The sequence below is a fragment of the Dellaglioa sp. CoH-57-MRSF-18 genome (genome assembly GCF_056781995.1).
Genome location: NZ_JBXAXX010000002.1, coordinates 216,964 through 241,552, shown reverse-complemented (window position 1 = coordinate 241,552; position 24,589 = coordinate 216,964). Strand labels below are relative to the sequence as shown.

The 24,589-nt window shown below is 33.9% G+C and carries 27 protein-coding genes; 26 read left to right on the top strand and 1 reads right to left on the bottom strand.

The features are described from left to right. Positions 1–16: 16 nt before the first annotated feature. The 17 genes from AC1RPG_RS02975 to AC1RPG_RS02895 all read left to right on the top strand — a co-directional run bounded on the left by AC1RPG_RS02975 (position 17) and on the right by AC1RPG_RS02895 (position 13,357). Entirely contained in the window at positions 17–346 is a 330-nt protein-coding gene (locus tag AC1RPG_RS02975; protein ID WP_409022633.1) for a ribosomal-processing cysteine protease Prp, read from the top strand. A 23-nt stretch (positions 347–369) separates the two neighbouring features. Then, entirely contained in the window at positions 370–657 is a 288-nt protein-coding gene (gene rpmA / locus AC1RPG_RS02970; RefSeq protein ID WP_083478911.1) for a 50S ribosomal protein L27, read from the top strand. Positions 658–729: 72 nt separating this feature from the next. Beyond that, complete coding sequence (locus AC1RPG_RS02965) at positions 730–1,791, top strand: M24 family metallopeptidase (RefSeq protein WP_481761243.1); 1,062 nt, start codon at positions 730–732, stop codon at positions 1,789–1,791. A gap of 81 nt (positions 1,792–1,872) precedes the next feature. Further along, complete coding sequence (gene efp / locus AC1RPG_RS02960) at positions 1,873–2,433, top strand: elongation factor P (RefSeq protein ID WP_409022631.1); 561 nt, start codon at positions 1,873–1,875, stop codon at positions 2,431–2,433. 19 nt (positions 2,434–2,452) lie between these two features. Then, positions 2,453–2,884, top strand: coding sequence for an Asp23/Gls24 family envelope stress response protein (locus tag AC1RPG_RS02955; RefSeq protein WP_409022630.1), 432 nt, complete (start codon positions 2,453–2,455; stop codon positions 2,882–2,884). A gap of 8 nt (positions 2,885–2,892) precedes the next feature. Next, positions 2,893–3,330, top strand: a complete 438-nt coding sequence (gene nusB / locus AC1RPG_RS02950) for a transcription antitermination factor NusB (RefSeq protein ID WP_409022798.1) — start codon at positions 2,893–2,895, stop codon at positions 3,328–3,330. A gap of 106 nt (positions 3,331–3,436) precedes the next feature. Further along, complete coding sequence (gene folD / locus AC1RPG_RS02945) at positions 3,437–4,288, top strand: bifunctional methylenetetrahydrofolate dehydrogenase/methenyltetrahydrofolate cyclohydrolase FolD (protein ID WP_481761244.1); 852 nt, start codon at positions 3,437–3,439, stop codon at positions 4,286–4,288. Further along, a complete protein-coding gene (gene xseA / locus AC1RPG_RS02940) occupies positions 4,281–5,621 on the top strand; it encodes an exodeoxyribonuclease VII large subunit (protein ID WP_481761245.1) in 1,341 nt (446 codons plus the stop codon). The genes folD and xseA overlap by 8 nt, the downstream gene beginning before the upstream one ends. 3 nt (positions 5,622–5,624) lie before the next feature. Next, complete coding sequence (locus AC1RPG_RS02935; protein WP_409022627.1) at positions 5,625–5,858, top strand: exodeoxyribonuclease VII small subunit; 234 nt, start codon at positions 5,625–5,627, stop codon at positions 5,856–5,858. Next, positions 5,851–6,738, top strand: coding sequence for a polyprenyl synthetase family protein (locus AC1RPG_RS02930; protein ID WP_481761246.1), 888 nt, complete (start codon positions 5,851–5,853; stop codon positions 6,736–6,738). The genes AC1RPG_RS02935 and AC1RPG_RS02930 overlap by 8 nt, the downstream gene beginning before the upstream one ends. Before the next feature lie 8 nt (positions 6,739–6,746). Continuing rightward, positions 6,747–7,571, top strand: coding sequence for a TlyA family RNA methyltransferase (locus AC1RPG_RS02925; protein ID WP_481761247.1), 825 nt, complete (start codon positions 6,747–6,749; stop codon positions 7,569–7,571). A gap of 89 nt (positions 7,572–7,660) precedes the next feature. After that, entirely contained in the window at positions 7,661–8,116 is a 456-nt protein-coding gene (locus tag AC1RPG_RS02920) for an arginine repressor (RefSeq protein ID WP_481761248.1), read from the top strand. A gap of 58 nt (positions 8,117–8,174) precedes the next feature. After that, positions 8,175–9,851 (top strand): DNA repair protein RecN, encoded by a 1,677-nt coding sequence (gene recN / locus AC1RPG_RS02915; protein WP_481761249.1) that lies wholly within the window; start codon positions 8,175–8,177, stop codon positions 9,849–9,851. Positions 9,852–9,913: 62 nt separating this feature from the next. Then, complete coding sequence (locus AC1RPG_RS02910) at positions 9,914–11,125, top strand: betaine/proline/choline family ABC transporter ATP-binding protein (protein ID WP_481761250.1); 1,212 nt, start codon at positions 9,914–9,916, stop codon at positions 11,123–11,125. A gap of 2 nt (positions 11,126–11,127) precedes the next feature. Further along, positions 11,128–11,757, top strand: a complete 630-nt coding sequence (locus AC1RPG_RS02905) for an ABC transporter permease (RefSeq protein WP_481761251.1) — start codon at positions 11,128–11,130, stop codon at positions 11,755–11,757. A gap of 24 nt (positions 11,758–11,781) precedes the next feature. Further along, the gene (locus AC1RPG_RS02900) at positions 11,782–12,702 is read left to right on the top strand and encodes an osmoprotectant ABC transporter substrate-binding protein (RefSeq protein WP_481761403.1); all 921 of its coding nucleotides are present in this window, start codon (positions 11,782–11,784) and stop codon (positions 12,700–12,702) included. A gap of 1 nt (position 12,703) precedes the next feature. Then, complete coding sequence (locus AC1RPG_RS02895; RefSeq protein WP_481761252.1) at positions 12,704–13,357, top strand: ABC transporter permease; 654 nt, start codon at positions 12,704–12,706, stop codon at positions 13,355–13,357. A gap of 41 nt (positions 13,358–13,398) precedes the next feature. On the opposite strand, the gene AC1RPG_RS02890 is transcribed toward AC1RPG_RS02895, so the two are convergent. After that, positions 13,399–13,731: a hypothetical protein gene (locus AC1RPG_RS02890; protein WP_409022619.1), complete on the bottom strand. Its 333-nt coding sequence runs from the start codon at positions 13,729–13,731 to the stop codon at positions 13,399–13,401. Positions 13,732–13,911: 180 nt separating this feature from the next. Between AC1RPG_RS02890 and gmk the strand changes: the two genes are divergently transcribed. The 9 genes from gmk (at position 13,912) to rsgA (ending at position 24,581) form a co-directional block, all read left to right on the top strand. Beyond that, positions 13,912–14,532 carry a guanylate kinase gene (gene gmk, locus AC1RPG_RS02885; protein ID WP_481761253.1) on the top strand — a complete coding sequence of 207 codons (621 nt, stop codon included), beginning with the start codon at positions 13,912–13,914 and terminating at the stop codon, positions 14,530–14,532. Continuing rightward, complete coding sequence (rpoZ, locus tag AC1RPG_RS02880) at positions 14,529–14,744, top strand: DNA-directed RNA polymerase subunit omega (protein ID WP_409022617.1); 216 nt, start codon at positions 14,529–14,531, stop codon at positions 14,742–14,744. Before gmk ends, rpoZ begins: the two co-directional genes overlap by 4 nt. A 113-nt stretch (positions 14,745–14,857) precedes the next feature. Continuing rightward, positions 14,858–16,060, top strand: coding sequence for a bifunctional phosphopantothenoylcysteine decarboxylase/phosphopantothenate--cysteine ligase CoaBC (gene coaBC, locus AC1RPG_RS02875; RefSeq protein WP_481761254.1), 1,203 nt, complete (start codon positions 14,858–14,860; stop codon positions 16,058–16,060). A gap of 30 nt (positions 16,061–16,090) precedes the next feature. After that, on the top strand, positions 16,091–18,511 hold the full coding sequence (gene priA, locus AC1RPG_RS02870; protein WP_481761255.1) for a primosomal protein N': 2,421 nt from the start codon (positions 16,091–16,093) through the stop codon (positions 18,509–18,511). 14 nt (positions 18,512–18,525) lie between these two features. Further along, on the top strand, positions 18,526–19,473 hold the full coding sequence (gene fmt / locus AC1RPG_RS02865; protein ID WP_481761256.1) for a methionyl-tRNA formyltransferase: 948 nt from the start codon (positions 18,526–18,528) through the stop codon (positions 19,471–19,473). Continuing rightward, on the top strand, positions 19,470–20,822 hold the full coding sequence (gene rsmB / locus AC1RPG_RS02860) for a 16S rRNA (cytosine(967)-C(5))-methyltransferase RsmB (RefSeq protein ID WP_481761257.1): 1,353 nt from the start codon (positions 19,470–19,472) through the stop codon (positions 20,820–20,822). The genes fmt and rsmB overlap by 4 nt, the downstream gene beginning before the upstream one ends. A gap of 15 nt (positions 20,823–20,837) precedes the next feature. Further along, positions 20,838–21,578 (top strand): Stp1/IreP family PP2C-type Ser/Thr phosphatase, encoded by a 741-nt coding sequence (locus AC1RPG_RS02855; protein WP_481761258.1) that lies wholly within the window; start codon positions 20,838–20,840, stop codon positions 21,576–21,578. Beyond that, positions 21,578–23,590 carry a Stk1 family PASTA domain-containing Ser/Thr kinase gene (gene pknB / locus AC1RPG_RS02850; RefSeq protein ID WP_481761259.1) on the top strand — a complete coding sequence of 671 codons (2,013 nt, stop codon included), beginning with the start codon at positions 21,578–21,580 and terminating at the stop codon, positions 23,588–23,590. Before AC1RPG_RS02855 ends, pknB begins: the two co-directional genes overlap by 1 nt. Positions 23,591–23,693: 103 nt before the next feature. Next, entirely contained in the window at positions 23,694–24,581 is an 888-nt protein-coding gene (gene rsgA / locus AC1RPG_RS02845; RefSeq protein WP_481761260.1) for a ribosome small subunit-dependent GTPase A, read from the top strand. The last annotated feature ends 8 nt before the right edge of the window (positions 24,582–24,589 follow it).

The following is a 24,589-nucleotide window of genomic DNA, read 5'->3' as shown; positions in this document are numbered from 1 at the left end:
AAAGTAGGCTACTAGTATGATACGTGCAGTTATTTCTCGGAGAGATGCCAAAATCATCGATGCGTTTGAAATAACAGGGCATGCTGATTCTGGTGAATATGGTCAAGATATTGTGTGTGCTGCGGTTTCGGTATTGACTATCAATACAGTTAATAGTTTGACCGAACTTGCTAAACTTAATCCTGATGTTGAGATGGATGAAGATAATGGTGGATTAATGAAAGTTAAACTATCAGAATCTGAGTTAAACGATGCTACAGGACAGTTATTTTTAGAAAGTTTAGTTTTAGGACTACAGTCAATTGAGCAAAACTATCAAGATTACATTAAATTAACACTTAAATAATAAGACTATAACAAGGAGGTGCATTGATTATGTTAATGAATTTACAATTTTTCTCACATAAAAAAGGTGGGGGTTCTACTTCTAATGGCCGTGATTCTGTCGGTAGACGTTTAGGCTCAAAAAGAGCTGACGGACAAGAAGTAACAGGTGGTTCAATTCTTTATCGTCAACGTGGAACACGTATTTATCCTGGTGTTAACGTTGGTAAAGGTGGAGATGATACTTTGTTTGCTAAAGTCGATGGTATCGTTCGCTTCGAACGTAAAGGCCGCGATAAGAAACAAGTCTCTGTATACCCTGTAGCTGAATAATAATAACTCAAAGGAAACCTCTTCATTTTATGATAGAGATTTCCTTTTTTTGTACATAAAAGGAGTGTTTAAATGAATTTTGATAGAATTAAACAATTACAATCAACTTTTGAGAAACTCTCGATTGATGCATTTCTAGTGACGGATACGACAAACATATTTTATTTAAGTGGTTTTGAAGGTGATGGTGTATTGTTAATTACTGATACACAACAATTTTTAATCACTGACCTAAGATTTGAATTGGCACTAGAAAATCATGATAAAAAATTAGAAATAAAATTTACGCGTGATTATCTGGGTGCTGTATCTGACATAATTAGTGAAAAAGGATTAACAGTTATGGGATTTGAATCATCAATATCATTTTTAGAGTATGATCAATTAGATGAAATCCTTGTTAGTGATTTGGTGCCATTTACTAATATTGTTGACGAATTACGACGTGTTAAAGATAAGGATGAGCAGATAAAATTAATAAAAGCAGGAAAATTAGCTGATGAAGCTTTCAATTATATTGTGTCGACGATTGAAGTTGGTCAAACAGAAATTGAAATTGCTAATCGGCTAGATAGTTATATCAAAAATTTAGGTACTATGAGTGAATCTTTTGAAACAATTGTAGCAAGCGGTATTCATTCAACATGGCCACATGCAACGGTTTCAAAACGAAAGATTCAAGACCAGGATCTGATTACGATAGATTTTGGCTATTATTACGAGAACTATACATTTGATGTCACAAGGACCATCGCCGTGGGATCGATATCTGATGAATTAAAACATATCTACGAGTCTGTTTTAACGACACAAGAACGAGTGATTTCATTAATTAAACCGGGAATAAAATTAAGTGAATTAGCTAGAGTTGCTAATGAAACAATCGCCGATGCAGGATATGGTAAATATTTTAATCATGGGATTGGGCATGGAATTGGCCTATCAATTCATGAATTACCTAATATTAAATTGGATGATTCAAACAGTGTTTTGCAAGCAGGCGACGTCATTACAATTGAACCAGGGATTTATGTACCAAACCTTAGTGGGGTTCGAATTGAGGATGATATTTTAGTGACTGAGAATGGCTATCAAATGTTAACGAATTCTTCTAAAAAATTAATGATAATATAGACTTTAACTTGCTTTTATATGTCCATTATTGCTATTATTAGAACTATGAGATACACGAGATAGTAGGAGGAATATTATATTATGATGTCCGTTAATGAATTTAAAAATGGTGTTACAATCGAAGTTGATGGTGATTTATGGCGTGTTGTTGAATTTCAACATGTTAAACCGGGTAAAGGTTCTGCTTTTGTTCGATCAAAACTAAAGAATCTCCGTACAGGTGCTGCTCAAGAAAAAACATTCCGTGCTGGTGAAAAAGTTCAAAAAGCACAAATTGATAATAAAAAAATGCAATATCTTTATGCTGATGGTAACAACTATGTATTTATGGATATGGATACATATGAACAATTAGAATTACCAGAAGAACGCGTGCATGAACAATTAAATTATTTGAAAGAAAACTTAATTGTTAATGTTATTATGTTTGGCACTGAAACACTTGGTGTTGACGTTCCTAATACAGTTGAATTAAAAGTAGCATCAACTGAAGCGGGTATTAAAGGTAATACACAATCTGGTGGAACTAAACCTGCTGTTCTTGAAACAGGATTAGTTGTACAAGTGCCATTCTTCGTTAATGAAGATGAAATGTTAATTATTAATACACAAGATGGCACATATATTTCCAGAGCACAATAAATCGACGGAGGTTAAACTTATGGCTGAAGAAACAAATATTGTTTTAAAAAGTACTGAACCTTCTTTGGGTGACATTAAGATTGCACCTGAAGTTATTGAAATTATTGTTGGAATTGCTGCTAACCAAATTGATGGTGTTTACTCAATGCGTGGGACAATTGCTAAAAATTTAACTGAATTATTTGGCCGTAAAAAGTCACTGGGTAAGGGTGTTAAACTTGATTTAACAGATGACCAGTTGAATATTGATGTTTTTGTTTACCTTGATTACGGTGTATCTGTTCCTAAGGTTGCATTAGTGATGCAAGAAAAGATTAAACAACAATTACTATTTATGACAGGTTTAGAAATTATTGAAGTAAATGTTCATGTTGAAGGGGTTATTCCTGAAAAGGAAGCCGATAAGATAGATACTGACGATTTATTTTCAGAAAAAGATGGTGAAAATTAGTGAGTGTAATAGTAACTAGACATACGATTCGCGAAAAAGCATTTCAAGCATTATTTGCGTTAAATTCTAACCCAGATGGTGATAGAGAGGCTATTTATCGTGAATTGTTAGAAGTTCCTGATGAAGAGTCGGCTGTAATTCCACCTTATTTAGAAGCATTAGTTTCAGGTGTTAGTGATAAACAAGCTGAGATAGATTCTGTTATTGAAGAAAATCTAACATCACGCTGGAAACTATCACGCTTAAACAATACGGATTTAATTATTTTGAGATTAGCTATTTACGAAATGAAATACGTAGATGATGTTCCTGCTAAGGTAGCATTGAATGAAGCTTTAGAAATTGCTAAAGAATTTAGTGATGATGAATCAAGAAAATTTGTTAATGGTGTGTTAGATCCAGTTGTTGAAAAAATGCCTGTTGATATTGAAAAAACAAATGAATAATAATGATTGAGAAGTGTTGCATTTTTTGCGACACTTTTTTTTTAGAAATGAATACCTTAAATATGATAAAATGTAAGAAGTAAAAATGGAATAGAGGTGCTAAATTATGGCTAAATTAATTGATGGTAAAAAATTGGCACAAATAACGACGGATAATTTAAAATCTGAGATAGAAGCTTTAAAGAAAAAGAATGTCTTTCCTACATTAGCTGTTATTGTAGTTGGAGAAAATCCAGCAAGTAAAATATATGTTAAGAATAAGCATCGAATTGCTGAATCTATTGGGATAAAATCGATTGTTAAAAGATTACCTGATACGATATCAGAAAAAGAGTTGCTAAATCTCATTAATGACTATAATGATAATTCAGATATTAATGGCATATTAGTACAGTTACCTTTACCGAACCAAATTGATGAAAAAAAGATAACCGAAGCTATTAAACCAGAAAAAGATGTTGATGGATTTCATCCGATAAATATTGGACGATTAGCCATGAATGATCCACTAGCAATTCCATGTACACCACTGGGAATTATGAGAATGTTTAACGCATACAATATTGATTTAGACGGTAAAAATGCAGTTGTTGTTGGCCGCAGTAATATTGTGGGTAAACCAATGGCGGCGTTACTTTTAAACGCTAATGCAACAGTAACGATAACGCATAGTCATACGGAAAATTTATCAGAGATAACTAAACAGGCTGATATTTTAGTCGTTGCAATTGGTCAAGCAAACTTTATTAAAAAAACCGATGTGAAACAAGGTGCTGTAGTCATCGATGTCGGGATGAACCGCTTAGATAGTGGTAAGTTAGCGGGAGATGTCGATAAGGAAGTTGCAGAGGTTGCAGGATATCTGACACCAGTACCAAAAGGGGTTGGACCTATGACGATTGCAATGTTGATGGAACAAACAATTGAATTAACAAAACGGAGTGTTGGCATTGAATAAAGATAATTATTTATCAGTTACATCATTAACAACATATTTGAAGAAAAAATTTGATGCTGATCCTTATCTTGGGACCGTTTATTTAACTGGCGAAATTTCAAATTTAAGACCTCGACCTAATGCGCATCAATATTTTAGTTTAAAAGATGATCATGCTAAAATTAGCGCAATTATGTTCCGTTCAGCTTTTGATAAAATAAAATTTAAACCAGAAGATGGCATGAAAGTTTTAGTTATGGGCCGTATATCTTTATATGAAGCGACAGGTAACTATCAAATATATATTGAGCGAATGGAACCTGATGGTGTTGGTGCGTTATATCAAGCCTATGAGCAGTTAAAAAATAAGCTACAAGCTGAAGGATTATTTTCAGCACCAAAACAGGCATTGGTTAAATATCCTAAACGAATTGCTGTGATTACAAGTCCTTCAGGGGCTGTCATTAAAGATATTATGACAACCGTTAAAAGACGTTACCCGATTGCTCAATTAGTTTTATTTCCTGCGATTGTACAAGGTGACAAAGCAGCTAATGATTTAGTTAAGCGGTTAAAACAAATTAACGAATTAGGCCATTTTGACACGATTATTATTGGTCGAGGCGGTGGCTCAATTGAAGATTTATGGCCATTTAATGAAGAATCTGTTGCAAGGGAAATATTTGCTAGCCAGATTCCAATTATTTCTTCAGTTGGACATGAGACAGACACAACCATTGCTGATTTAGTGGCCGATGTTCGGGCAGCAACGCCAACAGCAGCAGCAGAATTAGCTGTCCCTGTTTACGCCGATGAATTAATTAAGATTAATCAATTAAAATTGAGACTATTACAAGTAACACAAAATATTTTAAGTTTAAGAAGACAACAATTAGATAAGATTCAACAATCATATGTTTTTCAACAACCTAATCGGTTATATGAGGGTTACCTTCAAAACTTAGACAATTTAGCACAACGCTTAATGCAAGTAACAAAACAAATTATCACAATTAAGAAACAACAATTTGAACAAGCTAATGGTCAGTTGCGCTATCAAAATCCGCAACAATTGGTTAGTCAACTGCAAGATCAAGTAAAACAACAAAACAAACAGTTACATCAATTAATGACCTACTTACTTGAAACAAAGAAACAACAGGTTGGCGAAAAAATAAATGCGCTTGATTTATTAAGTCCATTGAAGATTATGGGACGAGGATACAGTTACGTATCTATGGAAGATAAAATTATTAAAAGTATTAATTCAGTGAATATAGATGATAACGTCGTGTTACACCTTACAGATGGTAAAGCATATGCAAAAATTGAAAAAGTTGAAAAAGGAGAATAAAAAATGGCTGAAAAAAAAGCGACATTTGAAGATAACTTAGTAGAACTTGAAAAAATTGTAACAGAACTAGAACAAGGTGATGTTCCTTTAGAAAAAGCATTAACCCAATTTCAAAACGGTGTTAAGTTGAGCTCAAAATTGCAAAAAACATTGGAAAATGCTGAAAAAACATTAACCAGTGTCATGAATGATTCTGGTGAAGAAGTGCCATTCGAACAAGGCTTAGAAAATGAGTAACTTAACTAAATTTTCTGATATCGTATTACCAGAATTTAATCAAATTATGTTGAATCAATTACAGGCTTTAGACACTGAAAAAAAGTTAAAAGAATCGATGACTTATTCAGTTGAAGCGGGTGGTAAACGTATTAGACCACTAATCATTTTTGTTATTTGTCAAATGCTTAATCGTAAACTTGATAAGTCAGTTTATTCTATTGCTGGTGCATTAGAATTAATTCATACCTATTCATTAATTCATGATGATTTGCCTGCGATGGATGATGATAATTTAAGACGTGGTAAACCAACAAACCATATTATTTTTGGTGAAAGCATGGCAATTTTAGCTGGTGATGCACTAAATACATTAGCCTTTGAATGGATCAGTAACGCAGAGTTGCCTGATTCACAAAAGGTATTACTAATGGGTCAACTAGCTAGGTTAGCTGGCCCAGAGGGAATGGTTGGCGGTCAAGTTGCCGATATTGAAGGTGAACAAAAAGAGTTATCATTAGCGCAGTTGAAACAGGTGCATAAGCGTAAAACGGGTGATTTAATTGAATTTTCAGTTTACGCAGGTAGCATACTTGGAAAAGCGACTGACCAACAGCACGTAGCGTTTATGGCATATGGACGTCATTTTGGGTTAGCTTTTCAAATCTATGATGATATTATGGATGTCGTTGGGACATCTGAAGAGATGGGCAAGGCTGTTCATAAAGACAATCAAGAAAATAAAAATACGTATCCTGGACTAATGGGAATTGATCAAGCTTATAGGATGCTCGAAGAAGTAACCAATCAAGCTAAAGATGCTATTCAAACGCTTAAGCAAACAGGGTTGGAGACAGAGTATTTGGAAGAATTGTTACATTACTTTAAATTAAAAAATTAGGAGTCACTATGAAAAAAGAGCGCATTGATGTTTTATTAGTTAAACAAGGGTTATTTGAAACTCGTGAACAGGCCAAACGTGCAGTTATGGCTGGTGAAATTCTGGGTGAGAATGAAGAACGATTGGATAAACCAGGTGTTAAAATTTCTGAAGAAACTGTGCTTCATTTTAAAGGTAAAAAATTACCTTATGTGAGCCGCGGTGGACTTAAATTAGAAAAAGCCCTTAAAGTATTTGATGCAACCGTTCAGGATAAAACGGTCTTAGACATTGGATCATCAACCGGTGGCTTTACCGATGTTGCTTTACAAAATGGCGCAAAATTAAGTTATGCGTTAGATGTTGGTACCAATCAATTAGTTTGGAAATTACGACAAGATCCAAGAGTTGTTGTGATGGAAAATACTAACTTCAGATATAGTAAAAAAGAAGATTTTGAATTTGGACAACCCAATTTTGCAACAATAGATGTATCGTTTATTTCATTACATCTTATTTTACCTGCATTAAAGAAAATTATTACTGAAAATGGGGATGTTGTGGCATTAATAAAACCCCAATTTGAAGCAGGAAAAGAAAATGTTGGAAAACATGGTATTGTACGAGATGAAAAGATTCATCGTCAAGTGCTCGAAGACATTGTTCAATTTTCTATTTCCACTGGATTTAATGTTGCGGATTTAAGCTACTCACCAATTAAGGGTGGCGAAGGTAATATTGAATTTTTAATTCATTTAAAGTCTGCGATAAATGAAATTGGCGAGATTTCGGATAAGGTTAGTATCGATGGCGTATTAACTGCTGCATACGATAACCTGAATGCCGTTAAATAAGGATTTAAAGTGAAGTTCTTTAATAATAATTGAAATTACGTTATACTAACTCTATGGGTGGTAGAGGTTATCGGGTGAGGGGGACTTTAATGAAAAAGCAAGAACGGCAACGTTATGTTCGTGAATTATTGAAGAACAATAATATTGATAAGCAGGAAGATTTTGTGAGTTTGCTTAAAAAACAAGGGATTACAGTCACACAAGCAACTATTTCTAGAGATATTAAAGAAATGCAATTAATTAAAGTGCCATCTGCTGATGGAACTTACAGTTATAATTTACCTGTTCAAAAAAAATTGAATACAGAAAAAAAATTAACTAAAACGTTAAAAGATGCTTTTATATCAACTGATGTTCAAAATGAAATGTGTCTCGTTAAGGTGACGCCAGGAAGTGGTCCAGCAATCGTATCTTTAATTGAACAAATGAATTATTCATTTGTTTTTGGTACTTTAGGCGGAGATGGATCAGCTCTAATTATCTGTCACTCGAACAAAGATGCGTTAAAGTTAAGTAAAATTTTAAATGAGATTGTAACTGAATAGATAGAAATAAAATCTGTGACATTTGTTTCAGATTTTTTCTATTAAAGGGGTGAAAAAAATGTTACAAGAATTGACAATAAAAGATTTTGCCATTATTGATTCTTTGAATATCGATTTCATGGCTAATATGACAGTTTTAACAGGTGAAACTGGTGCGGGTAAATCCATTATCATTGATGCTTTGGGCCTCTTATCAGGTGGTAGAGGGTCCCAAGAATTTATTAGAAAAGATGCAAAAAAAATGGTGCTACAAGGACTCTTTATGCCAACTGAAAACTCAAATACGTTAACGAAGTTGGACCAATTAGGTATTGGCCATGATGATAACTCTGTGATTTTACAACGTGAAATACATAGATCTGGTAAAAATATTTGTCGCATAAACGGTATGTTGGTTAACACGAGTACACTAAAATCAATTGGTGAAACGTTAGTTGATATTCATGGCCAAAATGAACATCAAGAATTAATGCAACAGGATAAGCATTTGGGCATGTTAGATGAATATATTAAAAATGATATTCAAACACTGAAGCATAGTTATCAAGAAGCATTTGAATACTATCAAAACCTAAATAAGTTACAAATAAAAAGACAAACAAATCAAAACGAATGGGCACAACGATTAGATATGTTACATTTTCAAAAAGATGAAATTGAAAGTGCAGATTTAATTGAAAATGAAGAAGACATATTAAGCGCTGAAAAAGAACGTCTAGAAAATTTTCAAACTATTAATCAGTCACTGGATGCAAGTTACCAAGCGTTATCGGGTGATGATGAAAATACAGTTGACCATGTTGGTGTTGCAATGTCTAACATGCTAAAAATTGATAATTTAGATAGTGAATATAAAGACTTAGCAGAACGGTTGTCGTCAGCCTATTATATGCTGCAGGATGCATCTAGTGACCTATTGCGTCAGTTAGACTCCCTGGAATGGGATGAGCAACGATTAAATGAGATTGAAAATAGGCTTGAATTAATTGTACAATTAAAACACAAATATGGTGATTCTGTTGAAAAAATATTAGCTTATTTGAGTCTTATATCTGAAGAATTAATTGAAATGGAAGCAACTGAAGGTAATGCAGATGATTTAGATAATCAAGTTAATTTAGCTAGAAAAGAAGCCCATAAATTGGCTGATAAATTAACTAATGTTCGAAAAAAAGCAGCCATCATTCTACAAAAAGAAGTGCATAAACAGTTAAGTGAGTTGTATATGGACAAAGCCGTTTTTGAAGTTAAATTTGATTCACTCAATCAGTTAAATAGTACCGGACAAGATAAAGTTGAATTTTATATTCAAACAAATGTTGGGGAAACAATGGGGCCATTAGCTAAGATTGCTTCTGGTGGTGAACTTTCTCGAATGATGTTAGCGTTAAAGACAATTTTTTCTAGGACGCAAGGTGTCACAAGTATTATATTTGATGAAGTTGATACAGGAGTTAGTGGACGTGTTGCCCAGGCAATTGCTGAAAAAATTAATCAAATTGCCCAACAATCACAAGTTCTATGTATCACACATTTGCCACAGGTTGCTGCAATTAGCGAGCACCATTACTTTATAGCTAAAGAAGTGATTTGTGAACGTACAGAAACATCTATTAAATTGTTATCTAAGGAAGATCGTATTCAAGAAATTGCTCGAATGCTTGCCGGTTCTGAGATTACACCTTTAACTGTTAAACATGCTGAAGAATTACTAAATACGGCACAAAAAAAATAATTAAAACCAAGGTACTACTATGAATAGATGATTGGTTAGTTATAAAAAAGGAGAGTACTAATATGCTTAAGTTTGATAAAATATCAAAAATTTATAAAGGTAATAAAGCTGTAGATAATTTTAATTTGGAAGTTCAAGATGGTGAATTCATTTGTTTCATCGGAACATCTGGTTCAGGTAAAACAACTACTATGAGAATGATTAACCGTATGTTGACACAAACAGAAGGTACAATCACTATTGATGGTAAAGATATAGCCAAAATGGATCCCGTTAAATTACGTCGTAAAATCGGATATGTTATTCAAAATATTGGTTTAATGCCACATATGACTATTCGTGAAAATATTACATTAGTACCAAAATTATTAAAATGGCCTGAAGAAAAAAGAGATGAACGCGCTAAAGAAATGATTAAATTAGTTGAACTACCAGAATCATATTTAGACCGTTACCCATCTGAACTTTCTGGTGGGCAACAACAAAGAATCGGAGTTGTCAGAGCTTTAGCTGCTGATCAAGATATTATCTTGATGGATGAACCTTTTGGTGCGCTTGATCCTATTACTAGAGAAGCTTTACAAGATTTAGTTAAAGATTTACAAGAACGTTTAGGTAAGACATTCGTTTTTGTTACTCATGATATGGATGAAGCTTTAAAATTAGCAACACGAATTGTTGTTATGTCTGAAGGAAAGATTGTTCAAGCAGATACACCCGATAATATTTTGAAAAATCCAGCAAATAAATTTGTTGAAAACTTGATTGGTCAAGATAGACTTATCCAAGCTCGTCCAAGTATTACAACTGTTGGTCAAGTTATGTTAGCTAACCCAGTTTCAATTACACCAGGTAAGTCATTAGTAACAGCTATTCGTTTAATGCATGATCGTCGAGTTGATACGTTGTTAGTTACTGATGATGCTGGTATTTTAAAGGGTTATATTGATATTGAAAGCTTAGATTATAGTTTCAATACATCAAGTAGTGTCAGCGATATTATGAACAAAGATATTTTCTATGTTAAAGAAGATTCATTAGTTCGTGATACTGTTGAACGTATTTTAAAACGTGGATTTAAAAATGTACCTGTTATTAATAAAGATGGTATATTAGTCGGAATTGTAACCCGCGCTACCCTAGTTGATATTGTTTATGATGCACTTTGGGGTGATGAAAATAGTGCTTCTCATGAAGAAGTAACTAAAATAATGACGTCAGACTCAGGTACAGATACCGATGAAACTAGCCCAAGTTCAACGAAGGAGGGTTAATAATGACTTCATTTTTACAAGAATATGGGGCAATGATTGTCTCAAAATTATGGGAACATATTGAAATTTCAGGAATGGCATTATTTTTTGGAGTAGCAATAGCTGTTCCTTTAGGAATTTTACTAACAAGATTACCTAAGACAGCCAATATTGTAATTGCAATTGCTAGTATGTTGCAAACAATTCCTGCTTTAGCTTTACTAGCCATGATGATTCCTTTATTTGGGATTGGTAAGTTACCAGCTGTTGTAGCATTATTTATCTATTCGTTGTTACCAATATTAAGAAATACGTATATTGGTATTAAAGAAGTGGATCCAGTGTTAAAAGACGCTGCTAAAGGGATGGGTATGACTAATTTGCAGTCGATTCTGCAAGTTGAATTAGTTATGGCATCTCAGGTTATTATGTCTGGAATTCGTTTAGCTGCAACTTATGTAATTGCTTGGGCAACATTAGCTTCATATATTGGTGCTGGTGGCTTAGGGGATATGATTTTTAATGGATTAAATTTGTATCAACCAAAATTAATTTTAGGCGGTACAATTCCAGTTATCTTATTAGCCTTACTAGTTGATTTTATACTTGGACAGGTTGAAAAAAAGGTAGCACCAAAAACAACAAGAAATTAAGGAGGCTTTAACATGAAAATTACGATGAAAAAAATACTTGTTAGCTTAAGCCTTCTGTTTGCCGGTGTGAGTCTATCAAGTTGTGGGTTTCCTGGTTTAACAGGTGGCTCTGAATCGACAATTAAAATTGTCGCACAATCAACGACGGAATCTCAAATTATTGGATCAATGCTACAACAATTGATTGAACATGAATCAGATAATCAAGTAGAACTGATAAATAATTTAGGTTCTGGTACATTAAGTTTTAATGCACTCAAAAACGGTGATGCAGATATATCATCTGCTAGATATACAGGAACTGACTTAAGTGCGGTATTAAATAAACCAGTAGAAAAAGATACCGTTAAAGCTAATAAAATAGTTAAAGATGGATTCGAAAATAGATTCCAAATGAAATGGTTTGATAGTTTAGGTTTTGCTGATACTTATGCATTTATGGTTACAAAAGAGACAGCTAAAAAGTACAATTTAAACACAGTATCTGATTTAAGAAAAATTGAATCTAAATTAACAGTCGGTGTTGATGCCAACTGGATTAGCCGTGTAGGTGATGGTTACGATGGTTTCCAAAAAGAATATAATATTAAATTTGGTAACATTTATCCTATGCAGATTGGATTAGTCTATAGCGCTTTGGCAAAGGGTAAAATGGATGTTGTTCTTGGATATTCAACTGATGGCCGAATTAAGAGTTATGATCTGAAAATTTTGAAGGATGATCGTCACTTCTTCCCACCATATTCAGCAAGCCTTGTTGCAAATGATTCTATCTTGAAGGAACATCCTGAATTAACACCGCTTATTGATCGACTTAAAAACAAAATTAATTTATCAACAATGCAATCATTAAATTACAAAGTTGATAATGATTTTTACGAACCAGCAGTAGTTGCAAAACAATTCTTAGAAGAACATCATTACTTCGAAAAGGCGGGTGATTAATATGAATACTTTTGATCAATTGATGTCTTATTTTAGTAATAATGGGTTATATGTTTTACAAGAATTTACAAGACATTTTTTAATTTCAATATATGGTGTGATAATTGCTGCAATTATTGGGATTCCAATCGGAATTTTTATCTCAAAACATCATAGATTGAGCGATGTAGCAATAGGTGCTGCTAATGTTATTCAAACTGTACCATCATTAGCAATGTTATCTATTATTATGTTGGGACTAGGTTTAGGTGTTAATACAGTTATTGTAACTGTTGCACTTTACTCACTATTACCTATTTTAAAAAATACGTATTCAGGGATGATTAATGTTGATCCTGGCGTTCTTGATTCTGGTAAAGGGATGGGAATGACGAGACTTCAAATCCTTTATATGATTGAGTTACCGTTATCATTATCAGTTATCATGGCCGGAATTAGAAATGCATTAGTTGTTGCAATTGGTATTACAGCAATTGGTTCATTTATTGGTGCAGGTGGACTTGGAGATATTATTATCCGAGGAACAAATGCAACTGATGGAGCAGCTATTATTTTAGCTGGTGCATTGCCAACAGCTCTAATGGCCGTTATTGCTGATGCAATTTTGGCACTTATTCAAAGAAAATTTGATCCAACAACAATTAAACGTAAATAAAAAAATGGTCATTTTCTAGTTGTTATAGAAAGTGACCATTTTTATATTGAATCGATTAAAGCGATATAACGGAGTTGATTATCAGTAAGAAGGTAAGTGATATTCGTATATTGCGTTTTAAATATTAATTGATTAGAACCAGAACGTCGGTGTAAGGTACCACGAAGTTCTTGGAATTCTTTTTGAAATCCAGTTGGATTTAATTGTAAAATAATTGTTTTTTTCATTTTTAAAACTTTTTCTGTAAAGAGTGCTAATTGAAATTGAGGCATTTGTGGTCTTAAAATAAAGTCATCTAAATCAAAAATTTTATGATATGAATATTGTAGTGTTGAGCCAATAGTTTGAATTGTTGTTTGTTGTTTATTTTGCATAATAAAGTTCCTCCCCGAACGTTTGTTTGTATTTTCATTATACGAACAAACGTTCGGTAAAGCAAGTGTTAATTTATAATATATTTAAAAGATGACAACAGCGCATAAAAAGCTTGAATAATAGCCGTAAAAAGTGCATACTATTTATTAATACTTATCTTAGAGGAGTTTACAAATTTAATGGCTAATCGTGGAATGTTGATCGTACTATCTGGTCCATCAGGGGTCGGTAAAGGAACCGTAAGAAAAGCAATTTTTGACCAAGCTGACAATAAGTTTCTTTATTCAATTTCAATGACCACTCGTAAAATGCGAGAAGGCGAAGTTGATGGTGTTGACTATCATTTTGTATCAAAAGAAGAATTTGAGAATGAAATTTCAACGGGCGGTATGTTAGAATACGCCAAGTATGTTGACAATTACTATGGAACACCGTTAAAATATGTAAATAAGATGCTTGACGCTGGTCAAGATGTCTTTCTTGAAATTGAAGTACAAGGTGCTATGCAAGTTCGAGAAAAAATTTCTGATGGTTTATTTATTTTCTTAACGCCACCTGATTTGATGGAATTAAGACAAAGAATTACAGGACGTGGAACGGATGATTCTGCAACTATTGATAAACGAATGACAAAAGCCATTGGTGAGATTGATATGATGCAGAATTACGATTACGCGGTTGTTAATGATGAAATAAATGATGCTGTTGAAAAAATTCAAACGATTATTAAAGCTGAACGTTGGCGTGTAAAACGATTTTTACCTGACTATAGAAAACAATTAGGAGATGTATTTAAATGATTTTATATCCTTCAGTAGATGACTTATTGAAACAAGTAGATTCAAGATACTCATTAATTATGTTAGCAAGTAAACGTGCCCATGAATTAGATGCTGGCGCTCTACCAATGCTTTCTAATTACAAATCAAAAAAGAATGTTGGACGTGCTTTGGAAGAAGTTGTTACTGGTGATTTAATTATTGATCCAGTTGAAAAAGAAGATATTCGTTAATCTGATTAAATGAAAAGGAGTTAAGACAAGCTAATTGTCCTAACTCCTATTTTATTTCTTAGAAAATTGATACAATAGAGAATAGAATAAATTCGGTATGGGGGCGACATGAAATGACACTTGAAAATAAAAAAATCGGTCTTGTTGTAACAGGTGGTATTGCAGCGTATAAAAGTTTGGGATTAGTCCGAGCACTAATTAAACAAGGTGCTAGCGTTCGAGTTGCGATGACCAAAGCTGCAACTGAATTTGTAACACCCTTGAGTTTTGAAACGTTGAGTAAAAATAGGGTGTTAACTGATTTATTTTCAGGAAAAGAGTCTGAGCATGTTGCACATATTGAATTTGCAGACTGGGCAGAATTAATGGTTATTGCACCAGCGACAGCAAACATTATCGCAAAAATGGCCAATGGTATCGCAGATGATTTTGTTTCAACCACTTTATTAGCAACTGAGGCACAAAAAATTGTTGTGCCCGCAATGAATGAACATATGCTAATGAATTCTGCTACACAACGTAATCTTAAATTTTTAGGACGAAATAACATTCAGATTATTGAACCAGAAATAGGCTTTTTAGCAGAAGGTTATTCAGGTAAGGGACGTTTTCCCGAATTAAATGTGATAATGTCAGTTATTCAAACTTCCTTTGAGGATAGTGACAAACCATTAGAAGGTAAAAATGTCTTAGTGACAGCTGGTGGTACACGAGAACGAATCGATCCAGTTCGTTTTATCGCTAATGATTCTTCTGGTAAAATGGGTTTCGCAATTGCGATTGAAGCGCAAAAGTTAGGTGCTAATGTCACCTTAATTAGCGGAATAAGCCAGTTGCCAGACCCAATTGGCGTGACAACAATTAGAGTTACAACTGCGTTAGAGTTATCTGAAGCTATCAATAAGCGATTTGATGACCAAAATATTTTGATAATGGCAGCAGCTGTTTCAGATTATCGTGTACAAAATGTTGCAGATCAGAAAATAAAAAAAGCTGAATCTACTTTAACGTTAATATTAGAAAAAAATCCAGATATTTTAAAACATTTGGGCCAAATTAAGCAAAATCAGTATTTAGTCGGATTTGCTGCGGAAACCCAAAACGGACTAGAAAATGCACAAGAAAAATTAGAAAAGAAAAATTTAGATTTATTGGTTTTAAATGATGTCTCAAATTCTGCCATTGGATTTAATAGCAATGATAATGAGGTAACACTGCTTAGACCAAACAGAAAAAATGATTTCATAAAGCAAACAAGTAAAAAGCAAATTGCTAAGGAATTATTAGCTACTATTATAAGCGATGTAGTAAAATAAGCAGTTAATTAAATGAAAGGAGGTTTCAGTATGTCACAATATGCAAAAATTATCGTTGATGTTCCTACGATGCAAACGGACCAGCCATATACGTATTCAATCCCAGCAGTATTAACAAATCAGATTGAGATTGGCATGCGGGTTATTGTACCATTTGGGAATGGTAAACGATTGGTTCAAGGATTTGTAATTGATCTTTTTGATAAGAATGAGTTCGATGGTCATGTAAAAGATATTCAATCAGTCGTTGATTTAAGACCTGTTGTGAATACTGAATTATTAGACTTATCTGAGTGGATAGCTAATGAAACCTTTTCCTTCCGTATAACTGCCTTACAAATGGTTTTACCGAGTGTCATGCGTGCAACCTATAAAAAGCGAGTTCGTTTAATTGACGAAATTGATGAAGATTTACAAGATAAATTATTTCAAGGTCAAGATTCTATTGAATTTGATCCAGAACATATGGATGCTCAAATAATTAAAGAATTATTACAACTTACCAAGGCTGAAAAGGCTGAGATGATTTATGAAGTTGGCAATAAAGCTAAAGTTAAAATGCAAATATCAATCCAACCAAAACTTGGATTCGAAGCATATGAAAATATTCGAAGTGGTTTACGTAAAAATGCTAAACAACAGCACTTATTGATTGACTATCTACAATCACTCACTGAAGATAGCTTGATTCCTCAGAAACAAGTTGTTGAGGAAATAGGCGTGACACCTGCAACAATTACAGCTGGAGCAAAAAATGGTTGGCTTGAAAAAGTTGAGACTGAGGTATATCGGGACCCATATAAAGACACAATTATTGAGCCAACCAATATGCAAGAATTAACCTCAGATCAAGAGGTTGCGGTGCTAGCTGTCGATGAGGCTATTAAAAGTGGAACTAATACAACATTTTTACTTCAAGGTGTGACGGGGAGTGGGAAAACAGAAGTTTATTTGCAGACAATCGCAAAAGCGCTAGAACTTAGAAAAACAGCTTTGATGCTTGTACCAGAAATAGCTTTGACACCCCAAATGGTTAAGCGAGTTAAATCACGATTTGGTAATCTAGTTGCGGTCCTGCATAGCGGTTTGTCTGACGGTGAGCGTTATGATGAATGGCGCCGGATTGAGCGTAAAGAAGCGCAAGTAGTTGTCGGTGCACGTTCAGCCGTTTTTGCACCATTAGATAATATTGGCGTTATTATTGTTGATGAAGAGCATGAATCGAGCTATAAACAAGATGAAACACCAAGGTATCATGCAAGGGATGTTGTTCTTTGGAGAAGTAAAAGACATCAGTGTCCTGTCATATTGGGTAGTGCAACACCATCCCTCGAATCTCGTGCTAGAGCTCAAAAAGGCGTGTATGAGTGGTTACAATTACCTCAACGTATAAATGGTCATCCCATGCCAGAAGTTACGCTAATTGATATGAGAGAAGAAATGAAAAAGACTGGTGAGAGTAATTTTTCTGAGCCACTTAGACATGAAATTACTAAGCGCCTTGAGAAAAATGAACAGACTGTTTTAATGTTAAATCGTCGTGGGTTTTCATCTTTCGTAATGTGCCGAGATTGTGGATTCGTGCTACCTTGTCCTAACTGTGATACTTCTTTAACATTGCATATGGATACTCATACAATGAAATGTCATTATTGTGGACATGAAGAAGGTATTCCTAAAACTTGTCCTAACTGTCATAGTCGAAAAATTAGATATTATGGTACAGGTACGCAAAAAGTTGAAGAAGAACTTAAAACGTTATATCCAGAGGCTAAAATTTTACGAATGGACGTTGATACGACACGTAAAAAAGGCGCACACGAAAAAATCCTAGCTAAATTTGGCGCAAAAGAAGCTGATATTTTATTGGGTACACAAATGATTGCGAAAGGGTTAGACTTTCCTGATGTGACGTTAGTTGGCGTTCTTAATGCAGATACAGCACTTAGTTTGCCTGATTTTAGATCAAGTGAAAGAACGTTCCAATTATTAACCCAAGTGAGCGGTCGAGCTGGTCGAGCTGAAAAAGAAGGACATGTTATTATCCAAACTTTTAATCCAGATCACTACGCGATTCAATATGCGAAGCATCATGACTATGAATCATTTTATAAAAAAGAAATGTCAGTTCGACATATGGAAAATTATCCACCATATTATTATACAATTCAGCTCACTGCTAGTTATACGGATGAGGCTGGAGCAGCGAAAAAAATGTTAGAAGCAGTTCAATTTTTAAAACCAGTGTTATCAAAGAATGCGATTATTCTTGGACCAACACCAAAATCAATTATGCGTGTTAATAATCGTTTTTATTATCAAGTGGTTATTAAGTATAAATCAGAAGGTCAATTAAAAGAACGACTAAGAGAGTTAATGACTAAATCTCAAGCCGAAGTTCGAAAAGGTTTAAAATTAACGATTGATTCTGAACCAGTAAACTTTATTTAAATTAAGGAGATATTATGACGTCAATTGTATTTATGGGAACACCAGAATTTTCAGCTCCAATTTTAGAAAGTTTAATTGAAAACGGCTATGACGTGAAAGCTGTTATGACACAACCAGATCGAATGGTTGGGCGAAAACGTATTTTAACGCAATCACCAGTAAAACAAGTTGCAGTAAAACATGGTATTGAGGTATTACAACCAGAAAAATTAAGTGGCAGCGATGAAATGGCCAAAGTAATTGCAATGGCACCCGATTTTTTGGTAACTGCAGCATTTGGACAATTTTTACCAACAAAATTATTAGAATCTGCTAAAATTGGTGCAATAAACGTCCATGGTTCACTATTACCTAAATATCGTGGTGGCGCACCAATTCAATATGCTATTATGAATGGTGAACAAGAAACAGGTATTACCATTATTTATATGGTTAAAAAAATGGATGCTGGAAATATTATTAGCCGTCGTGCAATTAAAATTGAAAATAATGATGATACTGGTTCAATGTTTGAAAAATTAAGTTTATTAGGTAAGGAACTATTACTTGAAACATTACCAAAACTAATTGATGGTACAAGTGAATCAACACCACAAAATGAAGATAAAGTAACCTTTTCACCTACCATTAAACCAGAAGAAGAAGCCCTTGATTTTTCAAAAACGGCTAATGAAATAGACTGGAAAATTCGTAGCTTAAGACCGGTACCTGGTGCATATACGATTTTAAAGGGTAAGAGAACTAAAATATGGGATATAACTGTACTAGATAAAAAAACTATTTTATCTGCTGGAAAAGTAGTTGAAGTAGCTAAAAAATCACTTGAAATTGCTTGTGGTGATGGGACCGTATTAGCTATTAATTCGCTTCAACCAGATGGTAAATCAAAACAAACCATTGTCGACTACCTAAACGGTAGTGGGCAAGGAATAAAAGAAGGACAACAGGTGATTGATGTATGACAACTGATTTAAAAACGACACCCCGATTCTTAGCAGTTGATCTTTTAACAAGAGTTGCTAAACAAGGGACGTATTCAAATATTGCGTTGAACCAAGTGATTAAGAATAATCATATGGAAGTTCGGGATGCTCATTTATTAACACAACTAGTTTACGGTGTTATCCAAAGACGTCTCACTTTAGAATATTGGTTGGCACCATTTGTTAAAAATCCTAGCAAAATGGATAATTGGGTTCAAGAATTACTATTGAGTGCCATTTATCAGATGCATTATCTTGATAAAATTCCAACTCGCGCAATTTTTAATGAATCAATTGAAATTGCAAAACGAAAAGGCCATGCAGGTACGCGTAAATTTGTTACTGGTGTTTTACATGCAATTGAGCGTGAAGGTATCCGTCCTGTTTCTGAAATTAAAGATGATATTGAACGTTTGAGTATTGAAAGTAGTACACCAGTTTGGTTGGTAAACGAATTAATTAAACAAGTAGGCTTAGAAAAAGCGACACATTTGTTGGCTTCAATCAATGAAGCACCTGATCAATCTGTTAGAGTAAATACAGCTAAAGCAACTGTCGAAGAAGTCATTGAAAAAATGGAAAATGAAGGCTTTGAGGTGAAACGTAGTCAAGTTTCACCAGTTGGGTTATTAGTGACTAATGGATTTGCTCCTGATAGTGGCGTTTATCACGATGGGTTAATTACGATTCAAGATGAAAGTGCAATGTTAGTTGCTGACGCAATGAATATTCAACCAGGTGATAAAGTTTTAGATGCATGTGCCGCACCAGGTGGAAAAACAACCCATATTGCATCATTCCTAGATGAAACTTTATTTGGTGAAGTTGTAGGGTTAGATATTCATGCACACAAAGTTAAATTAATCGGTGATAATGCTAAACGTTTAGGTTTATCTAGTGTTGTTGAGGAGATGGTATTAGATGCACGTTTAATTTCAGAAGAATTTGATAATGAATATTTTGATTCAATTCTTGTTGATGCACCTTGTTCTGGAATTGGATTATTACGTCGTAAACCAGAAATTAAATATGAAAAAACATTAGCTGATTCAAATAATTTACAAAAAATTCAATTAGCTATTTTAGACAAAGTGGCACCAACTTTGAAAAAAGGTGGTCGCTTAACTTATAGTACATGTACTATTTTAGATATTGAAAATAAGGATGTTGTTAACCAGTTTGTTGAAACTCATCCTGAATTTAAAGTGATTGAAACGCCAACTGCTTTGGCATTAAAAGAAAATAGAGACGATAAAGAATTAACTATTTATCCGGATGATTATCATTCAGATGGATTTTTCATTACATGTTTAGAAAAACAACTTTAGACTCGAGGTGTAAGAATGAAAGTTGCCTATCAAACAGATGTAGGTAGTGTCAGAGAAAATAATGAAGATTACGTCGGTGTCTTTCACAATAAAAGTGGTATTTCTTTTGTGATGGTTGCAGATGGTATCGGTGGTCATTTGGGCGGAGATGTTGCTTCAGAAATGGCCGTTTCACACATGGGATTTCGATTTGAAGGAACTAATTTTAGCCAGCCCAGTGATGCAATTAAATGGATAACCAAAGAAGTAGAGATGGAAAATAAACAAATTATTGAAAAGTCTAATCAATATGAAGATCTTTCAGGTATGGGCACAACAATGGTATGTGCCATATTCTTTGAAGAAAAATATATTGTTGCCAATATTGGTGATAGCCGAGGATACTTATTACGTGACAAAGAACTTTATCAATTAACTGAAGATCATTCAGTAGTGAATGAATTAATTAAGCGTGGCGAACTAACCGTAGAAGATGCTAAAAATTATCCGCAAAAGAATATGATTACAAGAAGTTTAGGTATCTCGTCAGATGCTGATGCTGATATTGCGGTTAATGATTCTGAGTCGGGTGATTTATTATTATTATGCACAGATGGCTTAACTAATATGGTCTCTGATGATGAAATCAAGACGGTCTTAAAAAATACTACAACTGTTGAAGAAAAAGGCTCGGAATTAATTAGATTGGCCAATAAGGCAGGCGGATTAGATAACATTACCGCACTCCTGGTTAGCAATGATCGGGGGATAGTGTAATGAAACCTGATACAATTTTTAATGAACGTTATAAAATAATAAATTCATTAGGCGAAGGTGGCATGGCAAATGTCTATCTTGCGACTGATTTAATTTTGGATCGACCAGTAGCTGTTAAAGTATTGCGAGTCGATTTAAGGGATGATCAAGATACTGTTAGACGTTTTAAACGTGAGGCATTGGCAACAACTGAATTGGTTCATCCAAATATTGTGAATGTTTATGATGTCGGTGAAGTAGACGGACTGCAATTTATGGTCATGGAATATGTGCCGGGACATGATTTAAAAACATATATAGCAAAAAGGTTCCCAATTCCATATCAAGTTGTGATTGATATTATGACTCAAATTTTATCAGCTGTAGAAGTAGCACATGATCACAGTATTATTCATCGTGATTTAAAACCACAAAATATTTTAATAGATGCAGATGGTAATGCTAAAATTACAGATTTTGGTATTGCTGTGGCATTGGCTGATCATTCGTTAACACAAACTAATACTTTATTGGGTTCTGTTCATTATCTTTCGCCAGAACAGGCTAGAGGTAGCATGGCAACAAAACAATCTGATATCTATTCGCTTGGTATTATTTTGTATGAAATGTTAACTGGGCGAGTTCCTTTTGAAGGTGAAACAGCTGTTTCAATTGCCCTAAAACATTTTCAAAGTGATGTGCCATCTGTTCGGGAATTTGATCCTAATATTCCGCAGTCTCTTGAAAATGTTGTTTTACAAGCAACAAGTAAAGTACCGCGAGATAGGTTCCAATCTGCTGGAGAAATGTCAATTGCTTTGCGAGAATCTTTGGCTAAAAAAAATGTGGCAAAGTGGCAGCCTGAAGAGGTTATCAGTGGTGAAACTAAAGTATTGCCGGTATTTGATAAGCAGACTGTAGAAACACTTAGTCCGAATCAGGAACCAGATGTAAAAAAAGATACGAAAAAGAAAATGAGTCGTCGTAAAAAATGGACTATCGGCGCAATCATTTTTGCTTTTGTCGCTCTTATTCTGGGTGGTGCGATTCTTGCAATGAGTTCACCAAAAGAAGTTAAGGTCCCTGATTTAAGCGGAATGACAGTTAGTGAAGCAAAATCAAATTTAGCAGACAAAAATTTGAAACTTGGTAAAATTACTCGAACAAATAGTGAAACCGTTGATAGTGGTAATATCATTAATTCAACACCTAAGAAGAATGAAATAATTCGAGAAAAAAATCAGGTTGATGTAATGGTATCAAAGGGAAAAGCTAAGATAACAATCGAGAATTACGTTGGTAGTAATTATGAGGATGTTAAAACAACGTTAGAAAATGATGGCTTTAAAGTTGAAAAAGAAACGGAAGAGTCAGAATCTGTGACTGAAAATGAAATTATGGCGCAAGATGTCACAGCGGGTGATAAGGTAGTTCCGAGTGATACAGTGATTACATTGACAGTTAGTTCAGGTCCTAAAGTGTATACACTTAGAGATTTAACAGGATATACAAGAAAAAGTGTTCAGGATTATACAAGCGAATTAGGTGGTAATCTGACAATTAGCGAGGCCTACTCAGATTCAGTTGACAAAGGTCAAGTTATTAAACAATCACCAGCAGAAGGAAGCTCTTTTTCTAAAGGTGATCGATTATCAGTTGTTATTTCTAAAGGAAAAAAAGTCACAACTGATGAATTTACCAGGACTATATCTGTTCCATTCAAATCAATTGTGTCAGAAAGTTCAAGTTCAGTTGATGAAGAAAAAGATACGGATGAGGACAAAGACTCGTCGTCAGATGATAGTTCCAGCTCTAGTTCAAGTTCTTCAGAATCAAAAGCAGATGAAAATGCTATTGAAATTTATATTGAAGACAAAACACATAACATTGATGATATTTATGAACGGAAAACAATTACAAAAGATACTGATTTTAAATTATCATTTGTTTTAGATTCTGGAAAAGCAGGAAAATATAAAATTTTGCGTGATGGTGAAGTAATTGCGGAAAATGATAATGTAACTAAAAATTAAATAAAAGATGTGGTAAAATTAGATTAGAGGGTAAACTTCTAATCTATTTTTTAATTAATCATATAAAACGGTTACATGAGTCCAGTTAAAGGAGGTTAATTTATTGGTAACAGGTCAGATTAGACAATCATTAAGTGGCTTTTACGACGTTGATGTCGAAGGCGAAACTTATCGAACAAGGGCTCGAGGTAATTTTAGAAATTCTAACCAGGCACCACTAGTTGGCGATTGGGTTGACTTCAAAGCTGAAAATAAAAAAGAAGGCTATATTCTTAATATTCATGATCGAGAAAACAGCTTAATTCGACCACCAGTAGCTAATATTGATGAAGCAATTGTTGTAACGTCATGTGTTGAACCAGCATTTTCAAGCAATCTATTAGATAGACAATTAATTATGCTAGAATCGCATCATGTTAAGCCAGTCTTATACTTTTCAAAGGGCGATTTAATTCCTGAAGAGAAAGTAGTTGAAATAAGCAGTATTATTGAAGCTTATAGTCAAATCTATCCAACATTTTTTCCATTTGGTAAAAATGAAGATGTTGTGGTTAAAGAATTACAAGATACCTTTCCGGGTAAAATTGCAGTCGTAATGGGTCAGACTGGTGCAGGAAAATCAACATTACTAAATAAAATTATGCCAGAGTTGGAGTTGCAGACGGCTGAGATATCAAAAGCCTTACATCGTGGTAAACATACTACTCGTAAGGTAACATTAATGCCTATTGCAGGTGGGCTAATTGCTGATACACCTGGATTTTCTTCTTTTGATTTATTTGATATGTCAAAAGAAGAGTTACCAAAGTTATTTCCAGAATTAAATGAACTATCTGTTGGCTGTAAATTTAGAGGTTGTTTGCATATTAAGGAGCCTAAATGTGCAGTTAAAGCAGCACTTGAACAAGGTAATTTATTACAGAGTCGGTACAAAAATTATTTACAATTTAATCAATTAATTGTTGATCAAAAACCAAACTATAAGAAATGAGATGACCA